The following is a 19,032-nucleotide window of genomic DNA, read 5'->3' as shown; positions in this document are numbered from 1 at the left end:
TCGGAAAGGAAGTCCCCCGTGAAACTGAAGGTCCACGAGACCGGCGGCGGCGACAGGACCGCCGTGCTGATCCACGGCATCATGGCGTCCGCCGGCACCTGGTGCCGGGTGGCGCCGCTGCTCGCCGCCCGCGGCTACCGGGTCCTGATGCCGGACCTGCGCGGGCACGGCGAGAGCCCGCACGCCGCCGAGTACTCCCCCGAGCTGTTCGCCGCCGACCTGGTGGAATCCCTGCCCACGGGTGCGGACGTCGCCATCGGCCACTCGCTCGGCGCGCTGTCGCTCTCCCTCGCCGCGGCGGACCTGCGTCCCGCCAAGGCCGTCTACAGCGACCCCGCATGGAAGATCGGCGGCGACGCCAACCCGGACATCGAGGGGTTCGCCGCCTTCACCAAGCGGGCGACGGCGGAGCAGATCCGGAAGATGGCCCCGAAGTGGGCGGACGAGGACATCGCCGCCGAGCTGGACGGGTACGCGCGGTGGGACGTCGGCGCCGCGCGGTGGCTGCGCGAGGCGGAGGACATGATCCCGGACCGCCCGGTCGTCCCGTCGCTGGTGCAGGGCGCGGGCGACCGGCGGCTGGTCCCCGACGACCTCGCCGCCGACCTGCGCGCGAAGGGGTTCGCGGTGACGCAGGTCGAGGGCACCGGCCACTGCGTGCACCGCGACGACCTCGACGGCTTCATGGCGTCGCTGGAGGGCTGGATCTAGGACGCGGGCCCGGACCCATCGCCGCCGCCGCGACGCTCCCTTCGCGCGGCGGCGGCGGTGCGCCTTGCCGCGCGGCGCGGCCGTGTGTGACGTTGGCGGCATGGTGAGTCTGACGGGAAAGTCGGCGTTGGTCACGGGCGCGTCGTCCGGCATCGGCGCGGTCGTGGCGGAGGCGCTGGCGGAGGCGGGCGCGCGGGTCGGGCTGGTCGCGCGGCGCGGGGAACTGCTGGAGAAGACGCTCGCCCGGTGCCGCGAGCACGCCCCCGGCTCGGCGATGTGGGTGGCCGACCTGGCGGACCTGGACGCGGTCGCCGGGCTCGCCGCCGCCGTGGAGGCCGAGTTCGGCGGCGTGGACGTCCTGGTCAACAACGCCGCGATGCCGAAGCGGCGCCGCGTCCAGGACATGGCGCCCGCCGAGAACGACGACGTGCTGCAGCTGAACTACCTGTCGCCGGTGCGGCTGACGCTCGCGCTGCTGCCCGGGATGATCGAGCGGGGGCGCGGGCACCTGGTCGCGATCGGGTCGGTCGCGGCGCGGCTCGGCCCGCCGCACGAGGCCGCGTACGGCGCGTCGAAGGCGGCGCTGACCGCGTTCTGGGAGAGCATGGCCGTCGACCTGGACGGGACGGGCGTGCAGGCGCACATCGTCCAGCCGGCGCTGGTCGACACCGACCTGTTCTCGCTGCCGGGCAACGAGCCGCCGCTCAGCGACCTGTCCGACGCACTTCCGCCGCGGGAGGTCGCCGACGCGGTGCTGGAGCTCATCGGGAACGGGCGGTTCGAGCGGTACGTGCCGGACTGGTTCGCCGAGATGGCGTCGGGCAAGGCGGCGGACGTCGAGGGGTTCATCGCGGGTGTGAAGGAGTGGACGCACGACCGGATCCAGGCGCTCGGCGCCGAGCCGGCCTGACGGGCGTCACTGCAGGAAGCGGAGGGCGAGCCCGGTCAGCGGGCCGCCGTCGCCGTCGTCGGCGCGCTGCAGGACGCGCTGCGAGCCGTTGAGGACGAGCCCTCGCAGCGGGCCCGGCGGCAGCGGCACGGGCCGCTTGGCGGCCATCGGCAGGTCGAGCAGCTCGCTGCCGCGGTCGAGCAGCAGGTCGCGGGCGATCTTCGCGGTGAGGTGGCTGGGGCCGACGCCGTGGCCGGCGTAGCCGAGCGCGTAGACGACGCGGCGGCCGCGGCCGAGCCGCCCGGCGTGCGCGAAGCAGTTGACGGTGCCGGCGACGGGACCGCACCAGCCGCGGTCGATCCGCACGTCGTCCAGCTGCGGGAACGTCCAGCGGAACGTCTCCTCCAGGCGCCGGAACACCCGCGGCGACCGGTCCTGGCGCGGGTCGGGGCCGGCGGGCGCGAACGGCGCGTCGCGCCCGCCCCACAGGATCCGGCCGTCGGGGGTCGGCCGGTGGAAGTGCGGCATGATCCGCTTGTCCTCGACGCCGGCGCCGCCGTCCCAGCCGACCCGCTTCCACTGCTCGCCGGTGAGCGGCTCGGTCACGACGATCGAGGCGACGATGGTGAACAGCCAGCGGCGCAGCGCGGGCACCGCGTGCGCGTAGGCGTTGGTCGCCAGCAGCGCCCGGTCCGCCCGGACGTCGCCGCCCGGGGTGCGGGCCACGACGTGCGTGCCGGGCAGCGCGAGGCCGCGCACGGGCGTCGACTCGAAGACCCGCACGCCGCGGCGCACGGCGGCGTCGCGCAGGCCGCGGGTGAGCGCGGCGGGGTCGACCAGCAGCGCGTCCTCCTCGAAGTGGCCGCACCGGATCCGGTCGGTGGCCACCAGGGAGCGGCACTCGGGGCCGCTGAGGTAGCGCAGGTCGTCCAGGCCGAGCCGCTGGGACGCCTCCAGGTCCTGGCGGATCCGCTCGTCCTGCTCCGGCCCGTTCGAGACCGTCAGCAGGCCGGGGCGGGTCAGGTCGGCGTCGATGCCCTCGTCGCGGACGAACGCCGCGATGTCGCGCAGGGTGCTGCGCATCGCCAGCCGGGTGGCGCGGGCACGCGCCGGGCCGGCCTTGCGGACCAGGTCGTGCAGGTTGCGGCCGATCATCGTCATCGCGAAGCCGCCGTTGCGGCCGGACGCGCCGTAGCCCGCGACCCGCTGCTCCAGGACGGCGACGTCCACGGACGGGTCGGCGTCCTTGAGGTGGATCGCGGTCCACAGGCCGGTGAAGCCCCCGCCGACGATGACCACGTCCACGTCCAGGCCGCCGTCGAGCGGCGGCGCGGGCTCGTAGGGCCTGCGGGACAGCCACAGGCTCCGCGTCCTCCAGTCCGCCATGACGCCCCTCCGACCGCCGCCCCGCGCGCACACCGGCACGCCTGTCGCCGCCGCGCGCACGCCCGTTGCCCGCGCGCGCACGCCTCAGTAGGGTGATGATCCGTCAGTGATCCACATCACACAAGGCCCGCGAGGCGGGCCGCCGGGCACCGGACCGGCCGGGAGGCGCCGATGTCAACCGCTCAGGGACTGCGGGTCGCGGACGTCACGGTGCGGGTCGGCGGGGTGACCGCCGTCCGGGGCGCCGCGCTGACGGTCCCGCCGGGCACGGTCGCCGGGCTCGTCGGACCGGACGGCGCGGGCAGGGCGACCCTGTGCGACGTCATCGCCGGGCTGCGCCGTCCCGCCGAGGGCACCGTCCACCTGGACGACGCCGACCTGACGGCGAGCGCGGCACGGGAGCGCGCGCGGCGCGGGATCGCCCGGACGTCCCGGGAGCCGGAGCGGTGGCGGTCGCGGACCGTCGGCGAGAGCGTCCGGGCAGCGGCGCGCAAGCACGCGGCCCTGCGGGACCACGGCGGCCGCACGGCCCGGGACCGGTGGGCACGCCGTCGCCGCGCGCGCGCCGAAGCAGGCGACCGCGCCGACGAACTGCTGGCCCGCGTAGGGATCGCCGAGTTCGCCGACCTGGCGGCGCGCGACGTGCCGCCAGGCGTGGCATGCCTCACCGGGCTGGCGCGCGCGCTGGCCGCCGAACCCTCCGTCCTGTTGCTGGACGACCCGTGGACGGACCTGCCGGAGCGCCGGGCCAGGGCGCTGGAGGTGCTGCTGCGCGATCTCGCCGCCGAGGGCGTCGCGGTGCTGGTCGCCGAGCGCGACCTGGAGCCGGTGCTCGGGGTGTGCGACGTCCTGCACGTCCTGGACGGCGGCCGGATGATCGCGGCCGGCCCGCCCGCCGAGGTCCGCGCCGATCCGTGCGTCCGGGCCGCCTACCTGGCCGGGGCGGCGCCGGTCACCAGGTGTCCACCCAGCGCCGCGGCCGGTCCGCGGTGGGCGGTGCGGACGCGAACGCCGTGGTGACGAGCCGCCGGGTGCCGGCCGGGTCGATGACGTCGTCCAGCTCGAACACGGTGGCGGCGTTGAGCGCCTTGCCGTGCTCGTAGGCGGCGGCGACCATCGTCTCGAACAGCGCCTTCGGGTCCTCGGCCGCCGCGAGCTCCTTGCGGAACCCGAGCCGGACGGCGCCCTCCAGGCCCATGCCGCCGATCTCGCCGGTCGGCCACGCGACGGTCGCGAGCGGGGCCTTGAACCCGCCGCCCGCCATCGCCTGCGCGCCGAGCCCGTAGCCCTTGCGCAGGACCACCGTGACGAGCGGGACGCTCAGGTTCGCGCCGGTGACGAACATCCGGCTGAAGTGCCGGACGGTCGCGGTGCGCTCGGCGTCCGGACCGACCATGAACCCGGGGGTGTCGCACAGCGACACGACGGGCAGGTCGTGCGCGTCGCAGAGCTGCAGGAAGCGGGCGGCCTTGTCGGCGGCGTCGCGGTCGATGGCACCGCCGAGGTGCGCCGGGTTGTTGGCGATCAGGCCCATGGGGCGGCCTTCGATCCGCACGAGCGCGGTGACGACCCCGATGCCGAACGCGCGGCGCAGCTCCAGCACCGACCCGGTGTCGGCCAGGTGCCCGATCACCTTGCGGACGTCGTAGGCGCGCAGCCGGTTCTCGGGGATCACGTGCCGGAGGATCCGCTGGTCGTCGCACGTCCACTCGCCGGCCGGGCCCTGGAAGTAGGACAGGTAGCGGCGGGCGACGCCGACGGCCTCGGCCTCGTCCTCGACGACGATGTCGACGACGCCGTTGGGCTCCTGGTCGGCGATCGGGCCGATCTCCTCCGGGGCGAACACGCCCAGCCCGCCGCCCTCGATCATCGCGGGCCCGCCCATGCCGATGTTGGCGTCGCGGGTGGCGATGATGACGTCGCAGCAGCCGAGCAGCGCCGCGTTACCGGCGAAGCAGCGCCCGGACGCGATCCCGACGGACGGGACCGCGCCGCTGAGGCGGCCCATGGCGTGGAAGGTCGTCACGTCCAGGCCGGACACCATCGAGGTGTCGGTGTCGCCGGGACGCCCGCCGCCGCCCTCGGCGAACAGCACGACCGGCAGGCTCCGGCGCCGCGCGAGGTCGAGCATCCGGTCGGTCTTGCGGTGGTTCTGGTGCCCCTGCGTCCCGGCCAGCACCATGTAGTCGTAGGACATCACGACGGCCTGGCCGCCGTTGACGTCGCCGAGGCCGCAGACCATGCCGTCGGCGGGGGTGCGCTCGATGAGGTCGTCCAGAGACCGGCGCTGCCGCTGCGCGGCGATGGCGAGCGCGCCGTACTCCACGAACGTCCCGGGGTCGCAGAGGTCCTCGATGTTCTCGCGGGCGGTGCGGTGGCCGCGCGCGTGCCGCTTGGCGACGGCCTCCGGGCGGGCCGCGTCCAGCCCGATCTCGTGCCGCCGGATCGTCTCCGCGAGGTCGGCGCGGATCGCGTCGAGGTCGGCCTCCGCCTCGTCGTCGGCGTGGTCGCCGCCGGCCTCGGCGGGTTCGAGGAACAGCAGCGGCGCGCCCTCCGCGACGGTGGTGCCGGGCGCCGCGGCGAGGGCGCGGACGACGCCCGCCTCCCCCGCCCGGACGACGTGCTCCATCTTCATCGCCTCGAGGATCAGCACCGGTGCCCCCGCGCGGACGAGGTCCCCCTCGGCGGCCTCGACGCTCACCACCGTGCCCTGCATCGGCGCGGCCACCGCGACCGTGCCGGGCGGCGCGTCCGGCGCGACTCGGACGGACGCGGCGGTCTCCTCCGCGGACGGGACGTAGAACCGCTGGTGCTCGCTGCGCAGCAGCTCCGGGAGGTGGTCGGCGATGAACGACGTCGGGACGCCGCCCGCCGTGAACGCGGGATGCCGCAGGACGCCCTGCAACAGCGGGATGCTCGTCGCGACCCCGGCGATCTCGAACTCGCCGAGCGCGCCGTGGGCGCGGGCGGCGGCGGTAGGCAGGTCCTCCGCGCGGGCGATGACCTTCGCCAGCAGCGGATCGTAGCGGGGGCTCGTGCGGTAGCCGGGGTGCCCGTAGGTGTCGACGCGGACGCCGGGACCGGTCGGCGGCGCGAACGCGGTGAGCGTCCCGGCGTGCGGGTGCGGCGCGCCGTCAGGCCCGATCGTCTCGGTGTTGACGCGCACCTGGACGGCGCAGCCGTGCGCGGCCGGCGGCGCGGCCAGGCCGACGGCGGCCAGGTCCTCGCCGAGCGCCAGCCGGATCTGCGCCTTCACCAGGTCGACGCCGGTGATCTCCTCGGTGACGGTGTGCTCGACCTGCAGCCTCGGGTTGGCCTCCAGGAACCAGAACTCCTCGCCGGACACGAGGAACTCGAACGTGCCGAGGCTCGCGTAGCGGACGCGCGCGGCCATGCGGATCGCGGCGTCGAGCAGCGCGTCCCGCAGGCCGGGCGGCAGCGCGGGCGCCGGGGCGATCTCGATCAGCTTCTGGTTGCGGCGCTGGACGCTGCAGTCGCGTTCCCACAGGTGGGTGACGGCGCCGGAGCCGTCGCCCGCGATCTGCACCTCGATGTGGCGGGCGCGGGGCACGTGCTTCTCGGCGTACAGGTCGCCGTTGCCGAAGGCGGCGAGCGCCTCGGAACGGCACCGCTCGTACGCCTCCGCCATGCCGCCGGGTTCGGCGACGACGCGCATGCCGCGACCGCCGCCGCCCGCGACCGCCTTGAGCATCACCGGCCCGTGCTCGCGCGCGAACGCCTCCGCATCGGCGAGCGTCACCGGCCCGGGCGTGCCCGGCGTCACCGGCACGCCCGCCTGCCGGGCCAGGTCCCGGGACCTCGTCTTGTCGCCGAACAGCTCCAGCAGCTCAGGACTCGGGCCGATGAACGTCAGCCCGGCGGCGGCGCACCGAGCGGCGAACGCGGCGTTCTCGCTCAGGAACCCGTAGCCGGGGTGGACGGCGGTGGCGCCGGCGTCCTTGGCGGCGGCGATCACCGCGTCCGCGTCGAGGTAGCCGGCGACGCCCTCGCCGGGCAGCGCCCGCACCTCGTCCGCGCGGCGGGTGTGCGGGGAGCCGGCGTCGTCGCGGGTGTGCACGGCGGCCGTCCGCAGCCCCAGCTCCGCCGCCGCCCGGACGATCCGCAGCGCGATCTCGCCCCGGTTGGCCACAAGGATCCCGCCCACCCCGGTCCTCCTCACCCCGGCGCCCGCCCGTCACGGGCCTGGTGGAGCCTCACTGTAGGCGGGACGCGCGCGACGCCCGGACACGGCCCCGGGCCGCCCGGTCCCCGGCGCGGGCGGTCAGCGGCCGGTCGCGACCGTCCCGGCGGACAGGCCGCGGTGCGCCCGGATGATCTCGGCGTAGCGGTGCCCGCTGTCCTTGACGGTCCGCTCCTGGGTCCCGAAGTCGACGTGGACGAGCCCGAACCGCTGCGCGTACCCGTACGCCCACTCGAAGTTGTCCAGCAGCGACCAGGCGAAGTAGCCGTCCAGCGGGACGCCCTTGCGGATCGCGGACGCGCACGCCGCCAGGTGCGCCTCCAGGTACGCGGTCCGCTCCGGGTCGTGGACGGCGCCGTCGCCGGTCACGGTGTCGGTGTAGGCCGACCCGTTCTCGGTGACCATGACGCTGCGCGGCGCGTACTCCTCGGTGACCCGGACGAGGATCCTCTCCAGCCGGTCCGGGTGGATCTCCCAGTCCATGCCGGTGCGCGGCGTGCCGTCCGGGGTGATCTGCCGGGCGTGCGGCGGCGGGCCGTCCGGGTCGGCGACGTTGACCGACCGGCGGTAGTAGTTGACGCCCAGCCAGTCCAGCGGCGCCGCGATCGCCTCCAGGTCGCCGGGCCGCACCGGCGGCTCGACCCCGTACTCCTCGATCATGTCGGCGGGCAGGCCGCGCCCGTGGACCGGGTCGAGCCACCAGCGGTTGTGATGGCCGTCCTCGCGGCGCGCCGCCGCCACGTCCTCGTCCCGGTCGCTGCCGGGTTCGCAGTCGGTGAGCAGGTGGACCACGCCGACGCGGGCACCGGGCGCCGCGGCGCGGATCGCCTGCACGCCGAGGCCGTGCGCGAGCATCAGGTGGTACGACGCGGGCACCGCCTGCCCGACGTCGGCGACGCCCGGCGCCATCACGCCGCGCAGATGCCCGAGCCAGGCCGCGCAGACCGGCTCGTTCAGCGTCGCCCAGGACGCCACCCGGTCGCCGAGCGCGCCCGCGACGACCGAGGCGTACTCGGCGAAGCGCTCGGCGGTGTCCCGGGACGGCCAGCCGCCGCGGTCCTGCAACGCCTGCGGGAGGTCCCAGTGGTACAGCGTCGGATGCGGCTCGATCCCCGCCTCCAGCAACGCGTCCACGAGCCGGTCGTAGAAGGCGAGCCCGGCCGCGTTCACGGCACCGCCCCCGTCCGGCAGGACGCGCGGCCAGGCGATCGAGAACCGGTAGGCGCCGAGCCCGAGCGCCGCCATGAGCGCGACGTCCTCGCGCCAGCGATGGTAGTGGTCGCAGGCGACGTCGCCGGTGTCGCCGCCGGCGACCGCGCCCGGCACGCGGCAGAACGCGTCCCAGATGGACGGGGCGCGGCCGTCCTCGCGGGCGGCGCCCTCGACCTGGTAGGCGGAGGTCGCCGCGCCCCACGCGAAGTCGGGGCCGAACGCGGTCAGGTCGTCGATGGGCACGGGTCTCCCTCAGGGGTGAGAAGCGGGGCGGTGGGGGCGGTCACTTGACGGCGCCGGCGGTCAGGCCGGTCACCAGGAAGCGCTGCAGCAGCAGGAACCCGGCGACGACGGGGACGCTCACCACGAGGGAGGCGGCCATCACCTGGTTCCAGTAGACCTCGTGCTGCGTCGAGTAGCCCTGCAGGCCGATCGACAGCGTCCGCGTCTGGTCGTTGGTCATCACCGAGGCGAACAGCACCTCGCCCCACGCGGTCATGAACGCGTAGACGGTGACGGCGACGATGCCGGGCAGCGACGCCGGGACGATCACGCGCAGCAGCGCGCCGACCGGGCCGCAGCCGTCCACCCGCGCCGCCTCGTCCAGCTCGCGCGGGATCGACTCGAAGTAGCCGACGAGCATCCAGATCGAGAACGGCAGCGAGAACGTCAGGTAGGTGAGGATCAGCGCGCCGCGGCTGCCGTACAGAGCGAGCCCGGTCGCGTTCCCGACGTTCACGAAGATGAGGAACAGCGGCAGCAGGAACAGGATCCCCGGGAACATCTGCGTCGACAGGACCGTCACGGTGAACACCCGGCGGCCGGCGAACCGGTACCGGCTCACCGCGTACGCGGCGCCGACCGCGATGACGACCGACGCCGCGGTGGCGCCGCCCGCGACGATGACGCTGTTGGTGAAGTAGCGGGCCAGCGGCACCGTCGACCACATGTCGACATAGGGACGGAAGGTCGGCTCGGTGGGGACCCAGTGGAAGGCGCCCCGCACGTCCTTCAGCGGCTTCAGCGACGAGCTGATCATCGCGTAGACCGGGACGAGGGTGAACACCGCCAGCAGCGTCAGGACGATCCGGCGCGTCCAGCGGAACGAGGCCGGCGGATCGGTCGGCGCGCGGCGCCGTCCGGGGCGGGCGGTCGCGGTGTCATGCACGGGCGCTCCTCCGTCGCGACGTGGCGATCAGGTACACCGCCGTGACCAGCAGCAGGAACAGCAGGAGCAGGACCGACATCGCCGACCCGGTGCCGAAGTTCCAGGTGAGGAACGACGCCCGGTAGATGTGCAGCGAGATCAGGTCGCCGCCGGTGGGCGGCGCCTTGCCGAACAGCACGAACGGCGTGTTGAAGTCGTTGAACGTCCACAGGAACAGCACGAGGACGAGCACCTGGTTGATGGGGCGCAGGGCGGGCAGCGTGATGTGCCGGATCTGCCGCCAGATCCCGGCGCCGTCCAGCGCGGACGCCTCGTACAGGTCGCGCGGGACGTTCTGCAGCCCGGCCATCAGCACCAGGAACGCGAACGGCCACGACCGCCACACGATGACGGTGACCAGCGCCCAGAAGCTGTTGTCGCCGATCAGCCAGAACGGCCGGTCGCCACCGGTGACGTGCAGCTGGTCGGCCAGCACGTGGTTCACCATGCCGGTGTCGCGCTGGAACAGGAATCCCCACGTCATGACGGCCGCGTAGACGGGCAGCGCGTACGGGACGAGGAACGCCGCGCGCAGCAGCCCGCGCCCCCGGAACCGGTCCTGCATCAGGATCGCGGCGGCCGTCCCGAGCAGCCACGACAGCCCGACCGCCAGCACGGTGACGCCGACCGTGACCAGGAACGAGGTCAGCAGGTCCTTGCCGATGGCGGCGTCGAAGTCGACGGCGACCCGGTAGTTGCCGAGGCCCGTGCCGGGCGCCTTCGCCCAGTCGCGGATGTAGAAGAGCGTGAGCTCGCGGAAGCTCATCCACACACCGACCGCGATCGGTACCACATGCACGATCAGCTCGGCGACCACCGCGGGCGCGAGCAGCAGATAGGGCAGCAGCCGAGGCGGAACCCGGAACCGCCCACCCGACCGGTTCCGAGTCCGGCCCGCCGGCGGCTCACCGTCGACCCCCGGCCCGCCGGGGAGCCCTCGGGCCCCACTTACCCGCGTCCCACCATGCGAGACATTCGCAGGCGTCATGGCCCGGTCATTTCGCAGTGCCGCACTCTCATCTCCGGTCTTTGTCGGTAGCCGTCGGTAACGTTCCGCTCATGACGCGTTACCGCCTCCAGCCGACGCCCGCTCAGGAGCGGACGTTGCTGAAGCATTGCGAGCACGCCCGGTTTGTGTGGAATCTGGCATGTGAGCAGCACGCGCATTGGAGGCCGGGTCGTCAGCCGGCACCCGGGTTCGCCGAGCAATGCCGTCAATTGACCCGGGCGCGGATGGAGTTCGTCTGGCTGCGCGCCGGCTCGGTCATCGTCCAACAGCAGGCGCTCAAGGACTTCACTCAGGCGATGAGCAACCTCTTCGCCGGCACTCACCGCCGCCCGACCTGGCGCAAGGCCGGACGGCACGAAGGATTCCGGATCGTGGCCATCAAGCCCGATGACGTGCGCCGGCTGTCGCGCCGAGTGGGCGAAGTGAGGGTGCCCAAGGTGGGGTGGGTGCGTTTTCGGTGGTCCCGGCCCGTGCCTGACAGCGCCAGATCGTTCCGTGTCACTCGGGATCGAGCCGGGCGCTGGCATGTCGCCTTCGCCGTCGTTCCGGCAATCGTCGAGGCCCCCGGCACGGGCGAGGTCGTCGGCGTGGACCGCGGCGTGGCGGTCACGGCGGCGTTGTCCACCGGCGCTCTGCTGACCGTCCCGGATCTGCGCGACGGCGAGCGGTCCCGGCTCGGCAGGCTGCTGCGCCGACTTTCCCGTGCCCGTCCGGGTTCCAAGCGGCGCGCCAGGATCAAGGCCGCGATCGCGAGGCTGAGCACCCGTGCGCGCGACCGGCGCAAGGACTGGGTCGAGAAGACCTCTACCGAACTGGCTCGCCGCTTCGACGTGGTCGCCATCGAAGACCTCGACGTCGTCGCCATGACCCGCTCGGCGCGCGGCACAGCCGAGACGCCGGGGCGCAATGTCAGTCAGAAGACCGGTCTGAACCGTTCGATCCGTGCGGCCTGCTGGGGACTTCTGGCCCAGCGGCTGGCGCACAAGGCTCCCGGACGCGTCGTCAAGATCAACCCGCGCAACACCTCGCGGACCTGCAACGCCTGCAAGCACGTCGACAGGGAGAGTCGTAAGAGCCAAGCGCTCTTCCTGTGCACCGCCTGCGGGCATCGGGCCAATGCCGATGTGAACGCGGCCTGCAACATACGCGACACGGCCGCAGGACATGCGGTCGCTGCACGGGGAGGCTCTCCGCTGGGCGGGCCGGCGAACCGTGAACCTCGGCACGACCTCCTCCTCACCAGGTAGTGGTCCGTGTTGGAATCCCTCTTGTCCACGAGGGGGAGGATGTCAATTGCCCATCTGCTGCTGGGCGGCCTCGAGCTTGGACTTGATCTTGTCGTCGGTGACGGGGCGGCCGGCCGCCGCGTCGGCGAACAGCTCCTTCATCGCGGTGCCGACGGCGGTCTCGAACTGGCTCTCGGCCGGTACCTGCGGCAGCGGCGCGGCGTGCGAGGCGAGGATGTCCTTGAACACCCGGGTGTCGGGGGTGTCGAAGGCGGGGTCGCTCTGCGCGGCGGTGACCGGCGGCAGCGATCCGTACGCCTTGTTGAGGATCTTCTGCTCGTCGTCGCCGGTCATGAACTTCACGAACTTCAGCGCGCCGTCGCGGTTGCCGGTGTTCTTGAAGACCGCGAGGTTGATGCCGCCGACCATGGAGGTGATCGGCCGCCCGCCCGGCGGGGCCGGGGACGGCGCCGGGATCGGCACGACGCCCCACTCGCCGGGCTTCATGCCGAGGTTGGTGAAGCCGCTGGTGGTCGTCTGCCACATCAGCATCGCGGCCTTGTGGGTGGCGAAGTCGTTGATGGACTGGTTGGCCGAGTACTCGGCGTTGCCGGGCGCGGCGATCTTCTCGGTGCCGAGCAGGTCGAGGTAGGACTTGATCGCGGCGACGGCCTGCGGGGTGGCGAACTGCGGCTTGCCGTCGGGGGTGAAGAAGTCGGCCCCGTACATCTGGCCGATGTTGAACGCGGCGTGCACGTTCTCGGGGATGCTGGCGCCCTCGATCGCGATGCCGTGGACGCCGCCCTTGGTGAGCCTGTGCCCGTCGTCCACCATCTCCTGCCAGGTCTTCGGCGGGTCGAGCTTGGCGTCGGCGAACATCTTCTTGTTGTAGTAGAGCCCGTAGGCGGTGGAGTACAGCGGCACGGCGGCGGGGTCCTTGCCCTTGGCGCCGGCGCTGGCGAGGGCGGCGGGCACGAACCGCTGGGCGCCGCCGACCTCGGCCATCGTCTTGGCGTCGAACGGCAGCAGCCCGCCGGTCGCCTGCAGGGACGCCGACCACGTGTTGCCGATGTTGAGGACGTCCGGGCCCTGCCCGGAGGTGGTGGCGGCGAGGATGCGGTTGAGCAGGTCGGTCCAGGGGACGACCTCGAGCTTGACCTCGATGCCGGTCTGCTTCTCGAACTTGGCCAGCTCGGGCTTGAGCACCCGCTGGTCCGCGGCGATGTCGGCGCCCTGGTTGCTGGCCCAGTAGGTCAGCGTCTTCGGCGAGCCGTTCCCGCCGCCCGAGGACGTGCCGCCGCCGCACGCCGCCGCGGCGGCCAGCAGCAGCCCCGCGGCGAGGCCGGCCGGGACGGTGCGGCGGCGGGCGGTTCGCCGGAGGGGGTCGCGCTGTGTCCGGACGCCGGTGAGGTGGGGTGGCGCATCGGCTCGGCCTTCCGCGTAGGAGTGGGGCGCGTCACTCGGGCGAGTTATGTCACCCCTTAATTCATGTCGTGATCTAAGCAGTGACATAATTCCGGGGTCAAGACCTGAGAACCTTCGGGGGACGCGGCCGCACGGCCGCGCGAAAGGGGGCCCGATGCCGGACCGGCGCCGCAGGACCGTGCGCGATCTGCGCCGTGCCAACCGCTCGGTGCTGCTGCGCCGGCTCTACTTCGACGGCCCGCTCAGCCGCCAGGACCTGGCCCGCGAGACCGGGCTCAGCCCCGCGTCGGTCAGCAACGTCGTCGGCGAGCTGATCGAGGCGGGCCTGGTGGCGGAGGCCGGCAGCGTGGAGTCCGACGGCGGCCGGCCGCGGGTGCTGCTGAAGGTCGCGGCCGGTTTCGGCCACCTGATCGGCGTGGACGTCGGCGAGACGCGGGTCATGGTCGAGCTGTTCGACCTCGACCTCACCCCGCTCGCCAAGGCCGACCTGCCGCTCGGCGACGGCGGGCACGACGACCGCGCCGTGGCGCGCCACATCCTGGAGGGGCTGGACGACGTCGCCGGGCGCGCCTCGGTCGACCCGTCCACCGTCATCGGCGTCGGGGTCGGCGTCCCGGGCGTCGTCGAGCACCGCCCGGCCGAGGGCGGACCCGAGGCGGTCGTGCACTGCCAGACGATCGGCTGGGACGGCGTGCCGCTGGAGCGGATGCTGCGCGCGGGCACCGGGCTGCCGCTGTTCGTCGACAACGGCGCGACCGCGCTCGGCCAGGCCGAGATGTGGTTCGGCGCCGGGCGCGGGCACCGCAACGCGGTGGTCGCGCTCATCGGCTCCGGCGTCGGCTCCGCGGTGATGATCGACGGCTCGCCCTATCGGGGCGCGGCGGGCAGCGCCGGCGAGTGGGGGCACACGACGTCGCGGGTCGGCGGCGTCCCGTGCCGGTGCGGGTCGCTCGGCTGCCTGGAGGCCTACGTGGGCGCGGCGGCGCTGCTGGAGCGCTACCGCGCCGCGGGCGGGCCCGCCGGCGCCGACGAGGAGACCGCGCTCGCCGGCCTGCTCGACGACCCGTCGCCGGCCGCGGCGGAGCTGCGCGCCGACGTCGCCGAGCACCTCGGCGCGGGCGTCGCGGACCTGGTCAACCTGTTCAGCCCCGAGAAGATCATCATCGGGGGGTGGGCGGGGCTGCTGCTCGGCGGCCGGATGCTCGGCCGGATCGTGGACGCCACCGCCCGGTACGCGCTGCGGCAGCCGTTCGCGCAGACCTCCGTCGAGCTGTGCCACCTCGGCCCGGAGGCGGTCGCGGTGGGCGCGGCGACGCTGCCCCTCGCGCATCTGCTCGACGGGGGCGGCGAGCCGGCCGTCCCGGCGCCCGCGCCCCCGGTTCAGCCGTCCGCGGGGCGGGTGGCGCGCAGTGAGTACATCAGGGGGACGCGCGGGCGGCCCTCCGGCAGCCGGTAGACCGTCCCGTGCCGTTCCAGCGCCGCGAAGCGCTGGAAGTACGTGTGGTCGTGCTCGTGCAGGAAGTCGATGCGCAGCCCGGCGGCGGCGAGGGCGCTGACGACCCTGCCGATCCCGTGCTGGAACGTCACCGACCGCGTGTTGCGGGTGTGCTCGCCGCCGTCGGTGTAGGTGCCGGGCTCGTCCCACACCTGCGGCGAGCTGTCGAAGTAGTCGTAGGCGACGGTGGAGCCCTCGACGTCGTCCAGCACGTCGCTGAACGGGTGGAACTCGCTGAGGTACAGGAAACCGCCGGGCTCCAGCAGCCCAGCCACGACCCGCGCCCAGCGGTCCACGTCCGGCAGCCACACCAGCGCGCCGATGCCCGTGTAAACGATCTCGTAGGTCTCCCCCAGCGCGGCGGCCGCGTCGTACACGTCCGCCTGGACGAACCGGGCGTCAAGGCCGCATCCGGCCGCGATCTCCCGGGCGGCCTCCACGGCGGGTTCGGAGAAGTCGAGGCCGGTGACCCGCGCGCCGAGCCGCGCCCACGACAGCGTGTCCAGCCCGAAGTGGCACTGCAGGTGCGCCAGGCGGCGGCCCGCCACGTCGCCGACCTCGGCGATCTCGAAGTCGCGCAGCGCCGTCCCGCCGGCGCGGAAGCCGGCGACGTCGTAGAACTCGCTGGCGACGTGGATGCCGACCCGTTCGTCCCAGAGCGCGCGGTTGAGCGCCCGGTAGTCCATTTCCGTCACCGGGCAAGGATAATGGCGGGGTGACCGCCGGCCGGAAGGACGACTCATGAGCAGCGCGGAACGTCCGGTGCGCGAATGCCTGCTGGACGCCGCCGCCGCGCTCCTCGTCGAGCGCGGCTACCGGGCGGTGCGGATGCAGGACGTCGCCGCCGCGGCCGGGGTGAGCCGGCAGACCGTCTACAACGAGTTCGGCGACAAGTGGGGCCTCGCCCAGGCGGTGGTCGTGCGCGACAACGACCGCTACCTCGACGGCATCGACCAGGTCCTGTCCGAGCACGAGGACCTGTACTCGGCGGTGGTCGCGGCGGTGCTGTTCACGCTGGAGATGTCCGCCGACGACCAGCTGAAGAAGGCGGTGCTGACCGGCGCGGACGGCGACGACCTGCTGCCGCTGCTGACGACGCGGGCGGAGCCGGTGCTGTTCACCGCCAGCTCCCGGCTCGCCGAGCACGCGCTGCGGCAGTGGCCGGACGTGGGCCGCGACGCGCTCGTCGAGATCGCGGACGCGGCGGTCCGGCTGACGATGAGCCACATCATGCTGCCGTCCGGCCCGCCGGAGCAGGTCGCGCACTTCATCGCCCGGATGGTGACGAGCTACATCGGCGCCTACGGGAAAACCGGTGGCCCCTCCGGGGGCCGCGCGGTACGGTCGTAACCGCCTCGCGGCTGCTGAACCCGAGGAACGAGCGGGCCATTCCGCCCCGCTCCCCCGGCCGTCGCGCCTTCCGCGCGAAACGGCCTTCTTTCCTGTGCGCGCCGTCGCGCGCCTTCCGGCAGCCCGAAGGATCTTCCCCCCATGCACGCACGTCAGGACCGGCGGCTCGTCCGCACCGGCGACCACTGGCTTCACCTTCCCAACCCGTACGGCGTCCCCGTCGCGATCTGCGCGGGGGACGACGTCCCGCTCGAGCACGCCGCCGTCGACGAGGCGCTCGCGCTCCTGGAGACCGCCCGCACGCTGGAACGCCTCGCCGAGGCGACGCCCGGCTACGACGGCCCCGACCCGCGCGTCGCCCGCGTCGCGCTCACCCCCGACTTCCACAAGGGCGCCGGGATCCCGATCGGCACGGTGCTGGAGACCGAGCACGCGCTGCTGCCGCAGGCCGTCGGCAACGACGTCAACTGCGGGATGCGGCTGGAGGTCACGTCCCTGCGCGCCGACAGGGTCCGGCCAAGGCTGGACGCCCTGGAGCGCCGGCTGCGGCACCTGTTCTTCGAGGGCGGGCGGCGGATCGCCCTCACGCCCGTCCAGCGGGAGGCGCTGCTGCGGGACGGGCTGCCCGGCCTGCTGCTGGCGGGCGGCACGCCCTGGCAGGGCGTCCGCCCCGAGGACGCCGACGACGCGCTGGACCGCATGCACGCGCCCGGTTTCCCGGTCGGCACGGCCGAGGCGTTCGCCGACTGGATCGGCAGCGCGGGCGGCGCCAGCCACGACAGCGTCATCGGCGGGATCGGCGGCGGCAACCACTTCGCCGAGCTCCAGTACGTGTCGCAGGTGCACGACGCGGCGGCGGCGCACGCGTGGGGGCTGGCGCCCGGCACGGTCGTCACGATGGTGCACAGCGGCTCGCTGTCCCTGGGCCATCAGGCCAACACGACGGCCCTGGACGCCCTGCGCGCCGGCTGGCCGAGCGGCCTTCCCCGTCCGGGGAACGGGATCCTGCCGTTCCTGCTCGACGAGCGGTCCGCGCGCGCACGCCGCCGGTACCTCGACGCGTTCGGCAACGCCGCCAACTTCGCGGCCGGGAACCGGTTCTTCCTGTCGCTGACGATGCGGGCCGGGCTCGCCGCGGAGTGCGGCGGCGCGGACGCGCGGCTGCTGTACGACGCGCCGCACAACCTGTTCTGGCAGGACGGGGAACGCGTCGTGCACCGCAAGGGCGCCACGCCCGCGGGCGGGCACGAGGCGATGGCGGGCGGCCCGTACGCGATGTGGGGCGAGCCGGTGATCGTGCCGGGTTCGATGGGCGCGGCGAGCTTCGTGCTGCGCGGGCACGGCGACCCGCGCACGCTCGCCAGCGCGTGCCACGGCGCCGGACGCCGGGTGCCGCGCGGGGCGTCGGCGCGCGGGAACGACGCGGAGCTCGACGCGTTCCTGCGCGAGTTCCGCGTCGTGACGCCGCTGGACCACCGCGACCCGATGGTGGCGCGGCGGTCCGACGTGATGGCCGCGTGGCGCCGCGACCTCAAGCAGGAGGCGCCGTGGGCCTACAAGGACATCGGGCCGGTGGTGTCGAGCCTGCGGGGCGGCGGCGTCGCGACGCCGGTCGCGGAGCTGCGGCCGCTGCTGACCGTCAAGGGGTGATCGCTCAGGGGACGTCCGCCTGCAGGTGGACGACCTTGACGGCGGTCATCTCGTCCAGCAGCTCGGGGCCGTAGCCGAAGCCCTGGCCGCTGGACCGGCGCGGGGTGGCGGCGCCTCCCGGGGCGCCGCCGAACACCGCGTTGATCTTCACGGTGCCGGCCTTCAGGGTGCGCCAGGCCTGCTGCGCGTGCGCCATGTCGCGGGTGAGGACGGTCGCGGCGAGCCCGTAGCGGGAGCGGTTCGCCCTGTCCAGGGCCTCTTCGAAGGACGCGACGCCGCGGACCGGAGCGACCGGCCCGAACGTCTCCTCCGCCATGACCGCCATCTGGTCGGTGCAGCCGTCCAGGACGGTCGCCGGGTAGAAGCAGCCGGGCCCACTCGGGATCCGGCCGCCCGCGCGGAGCCGCGCGCCGTCCGCGACCGCCTTCTCGACCTGCTCGTGGACCTGGGTGCGGTGCCGCTCGTCGACCAGCGGGCCGAGCTCGGTGGCCGGGTCGCGGCCCGGGCCGGTCCGCAGCGCCTGCGCGCGGGCGGTCAGCGCGCCGACGAACTCCTTGGCGACCGACTCGTGCACGTAGATCCGCTCGACGGAGGTGCAGATCTGGCCGGCGTTGGCGAAGCAGCCGGTGGCGGCCTGCGCGGCGGCCCAGGCGGGGTCGACGCCCGCGTCGACGATCAGCGGGTCGGCGCCGCCGTTCTCCAGCAGCGCCTTCGCGCCGGTCCCGGCGGTCAGTTCGGCGATGCGGCGGCCGGTGCGGGTGGAGCCGACGTGGGCGACCGCGTCGAGGTCCGGATGGGCGGCGAGCGCCTCGCCGGTCGTGCCGTCGCCGCTGACCATGTTGACGACACCGGCGGGCAGGGCGCCGGCGAGCAGTTCGGTGAGCAGCGCGCCGGTGTGCGGCGTCCGCTCGGACGGCTTGTGCACGACGGTGTTGCCGGTGACCACGGCCGCGCCGATGAGGCCGCAGGCGATGGCGACGGGGTCGTTCCACGGCGTGATGACGGCGACGAGCCCGAGCGGCTCGCGGGCCATGAAGTCGGCGGCGCTCCAGCCGCCCTGCAGGCTGCGGCCTCCGTGCAGGGGGCCCAGCTCGGCGTACTGGCGCAGCGTCCCGATCCCGGCCTGGACTCCGCCGAGCGCGTCGTCCGCGGGCTTGCCCATCTCCGCGGTGACCAGCGCCGCGAGCTCGTCGGCGTGCTCCTCGACCGCGCGGGCGGCCGCGTGCAGGGCGGCGCCGCGCTCGGCGGGCGCGCTCGCGGCCCAGCCGGGC

The 19,032-nt window shown here is 74.2% G+C and carries 15 protein-coding genes; 7 read left to right on the top strand and 8 right to left on the bottom strand.

All coding sequences use genetic code 11. The annotated features are described in order from the left end of the window. The first annotated feature begins 18 nt into the window (after positions 1–18). Both F9B16_RS17615 and F9B16_RS17610 read left to right on the top strand, forming a co-directional pair. Positions 19–711 carry an alpha/beta fold hydrolase gene (locus F9B16_RS17615; protein ID WP_151541171.1) on the top strand — a complete coding sequence of 231 codons (693 nt, stop codon included), beginning with the start codon at positions 19–21 and terminating at the stop codon, positions 709–711. Between the two features lie 100 nt (positions 712–811). Beyond that, the gene (locus F9B16_RS17610; protein WP_151541170.1) at positions 812–1,621 is read left to right on the top strand and encodes an SDR family NAD(P)-dependent oxidoreductase; all 810 of its coding nucleotides are present in this window, start codon (positions 812–814) and stop codon (positions 1,619–1,621) included. 6 nt (positions 1,622–1,627) lie between these two features. Here the strand turns inward: F9B16_RS17610 and F9B16_RS17605 are convergent, their stop codons facing one another. Continuing rightward, positions 1,628–2,986, bottom strand: a complete 1,359-nt coding sequence (locus tag F9B16_RS17605; RefSeq protein WP_151541169.1) for an NAD(P)/FAD-dependent oxidoreductase — start codon at positions 2,984–2,986, stop codon at positions 1,628–1,630. A gap of 171 nt (positions 2,987–3,157) precedes the next feature. Between F9B16_RS17605 and F9B16_RS17600 the strand changes: the two genes are divergently transcribed. Further along, positions 3,158–4,006: an ATP-binding cassette domain-containing protein gene (locus F9B16_RS17600; RefSeq protein ID WP_151541168.1), complete on the top strand. Its 849-nt coding sequence runs from the start codon at positions 3,158–3,160 to the stop codon at positions 4,004–4,006. On the opposite strand, the gene F9B16_RS17595 is transcribed toward F9B16_RS17600, so the two are convergent. The 4 genes from F9B16_RS17595 to F9B16_RS17580 all read right to left on the bottom strand — a co-directional run bounded on the left by F9B16_RS17595 (position 3,939) and on the right by F9B16_RS17580 (position 10,372). After that, entirely contained in the window at positions 3,939–7,151 is a 3,213-nt protein-coding gene (locus F9B16_RS17595; RefSeq protein WP_151541167.1) for an acetyl-CoA carboxylase family protein, read from the bottom strand. The two genes, F9B16_RS17600 and F9B16_RS17595, sit on opposite strands and share 68 nt — an antisense overlap. Before the next feature lie 117 nt (positions 7,152–7,268). Continuing rightward, complete coding sequence (locus tag F9B16_RS17590; protein ID WP_151541166.1) at positions 7,269–8,642, bottom strand: GH1 family beta-glucosidase; 1,374 nt, start codon at positions 8,640–8,642, stop codon at positions 7,269–7,271. Positions 8,643–8,682: 40 nt separating this feature from the next. Next, positions 8,683–9,567 (bottom strand): carbohydrate ABC transporter permease, encoded by an 885-nt coding sequence (locus tag F9B16_RS17585; RefSeq protein WP_151541165.1) that lies wholly within the window; start codon positions 9,565–9,567, stop codon positions 8,683–8,685. After that, complete coding sequence (locus F9B16_RS17580; RefSeq protein ID WP_225991711.1) at positions 9,560–10,372, bottom strand: carbohydrate ABC transporter permease; 813 nt, start codon at positions 10,370–10,372, stop codon at positions 9,560–9,562. Before F9B16_RS17580 ends, F9B16_RS17585 begins: the two co-directional genes overlap by 8 nt. Before the next feature lie 293 nt (positions 10,373–10,665). Here F9B16_RS17580 and F9B16_RS17575 point away from each other — a divergent pair, with 293 nt between their 5' ends. Then, positions 10,666–11,862 carry an RNA-guided endonuclease InsQ/TnpB family protein gene (locus F9B16_RS17575; protein ID WP_151541163.1) on the top strand — a complete coding sequence of 399 codons (1,197 nt, stop codon included), beginning with the start codon at positions 10,666–10,668 and terminating at the stop codon, positions 11,860–11,862. 42 nt (positions 11,863–11,904) lie between these two features. Here the strand turns inward: F9B16_RS17575 and F9B16_RS17570 are convergent, their stop codons facing one another. After that, entirely contained in the window at positions 11,905–13,353 is a 1,449-nt protein-coding gene (locus tag F9B16_RS17570; protein WP_151541162.1) for an ABC transporter substrate-binding protein, read from the bottom strand. Positions 13,354–13,420: 67 nt separating this feature from the next. Between F9B16_RS17570 and F9B16_RS17565 the strand changes: the two genes are divergently transcribed. After that, entirely contained in the window at positions 13,421–14,722 is a 1,302-nt protein-coding gene (locus F9B16_RS17565) for an ROK family transcriptional regulator (protein ID WP_151541161.1), read from the top strand. Here F9B16_RS17565 and F9B16_RS17560 read toward each other — a convergent pair. Further along, positions 14,647–15,447 carry a class I SAM-dependent methyltransferase gene (locus F9B16_RS17560; RefSeq protein WP_151541200.1) on the bottom strand — a complete coding sequence of 267 codons (801 nt, stop codon included), beginning with the start codon at positions 15,445–15,447 and terminating at the stop codon, positions 14,647–14,649. The genes F9B16_RS17565 and F9B16_RS17560 overlap by 76 nt on opposite strands. Before the next feature lie 55 nt (positions 15,448–15,502). On the opposite strand from F9B16_RS17560, the gene F9B16_RS17555 reads away from it, so the two are divergent. Then, positions 15,503–16,111 carry a TetR family transcriptional regulator gene (locus tag F9B16_RS17555; protein ID WP_151541160.1) on the top strand — a complete coding sequence of 203 codons (609 nt, stop codon included), beginning with the start codon at positions 15,503–15,505 and terminating at the stop codon, positions 16,109–16,111. A gap of 141 nt (positions 16,112–16,252) precedes the next feature. Next, entirely contained in the window at positions 16,253–17,761 is a 1,509-nt protein-coding gene (locus F9B16_RS17550) for an RtcB family protein (protein WP_151541159.1), read from the top strand. Between the two features lie 4 nt (positions 17,762–17,765). Here F9B16_RS17550 and F9B16_RS17545 read toward each other — a convergent pair. After that, positions 17,766–19,032, bottom strand: a 1,267-nt coding sequence (locus F9B16_RS17545; protein ID WP_151541158.1) for an aldehyde dehydrogenase family protein, incomplete at its 5' end; no start/stop codon positions are given.

This window comes from Actinomadura montaniterrae, assembly GCF_008923365.1.
Classification (GTDB): Bacteria; Actinomycetota; Actinomycetes; order Streptosporangiales; family Streptosporangiaceae; genus Spirillospora; species Spirillospora montaniterrae.
Note: the sequence above shows the minus strand (reverse complement) of the source record. Positions and strands in the feature narration are given on the sequence as shown.

Excerpts from the sequence above, each read along its gene's own strand:
- F9B16_RS17550 (WP_151541159.1), top strand. The coding sequence starts at position 16,253 with ATGCACGCACGTCAGGACCGGCGGCTCGTCCGCACCGGCGACCACTGG.
- F9B16_RS17605 (WP_151541169.1), bottom strand. The coding sequence starts at position 2,986 with ATGGCGGACTGGAGGACGCGGAGCCTGTGGCTGTCCCGCAGGCCCTAC.
- F9B16_RS17565 (WP_151541161.1), top strand. The coding sequence starts at position 13,421 with ATGCCGGACCGGCGCCGCAGGACCGTGCGCGATCTGCGCCGTGCCAAC.
- F9B16_RS17560 (WP_151541200.1), bottom strand. The coding sequence starts at position 15,447 with ATGGACTACCGGGCGCTCAACCGCGCGCTCTGGGACGAACGGGTCGGC.
- F9B16_RS17600 (WP_151541168.1), top strand. The coding sequence starts at position 3,158 with ATGTCAACCGCTCAGGGACTGCGGGTCGCGGACGTCACGGTGCGGGTC.
- F9B16_RS17575 (WP_151541163.1), top strand. The coding sequence starts at position 10,666 with ATGACGCGTTACCGCCTCCAGCCGACGCCCGCTCAGGAGCGGACGTTG.
- F9B16_RS17610 (WP_151541170.1), top strand. The coding sequence starts at position 812 with ATGGTGAGTCTGACGGGAAAGTCGGCGTTGGTCACGGGCGCGTCGTCC.
- F9B16_RS17555 (WP_151541160.1), top strand. The coding sequence starts at position 15,503 with ATGAGCAGCGCGGAACGTCCGGTGCGCGAATGCCTGCTGGACGCCGCC.
- F9B16_RS17580 (WP_225991711.1), bottom strand. The coding sequence starts at position 10,372 with ATGAGCTTCCGCGAGCTCACGCTCTTCTACATCCGCGACTGGGCGAAG.
- F9B16_RS17570 (WP_151541162.1), bottom strand. The coding sequence starts at position 13,353 with ATGTCACTGCTTAGATCACGACATGAATTAAGGGGTGACATAACTCGC.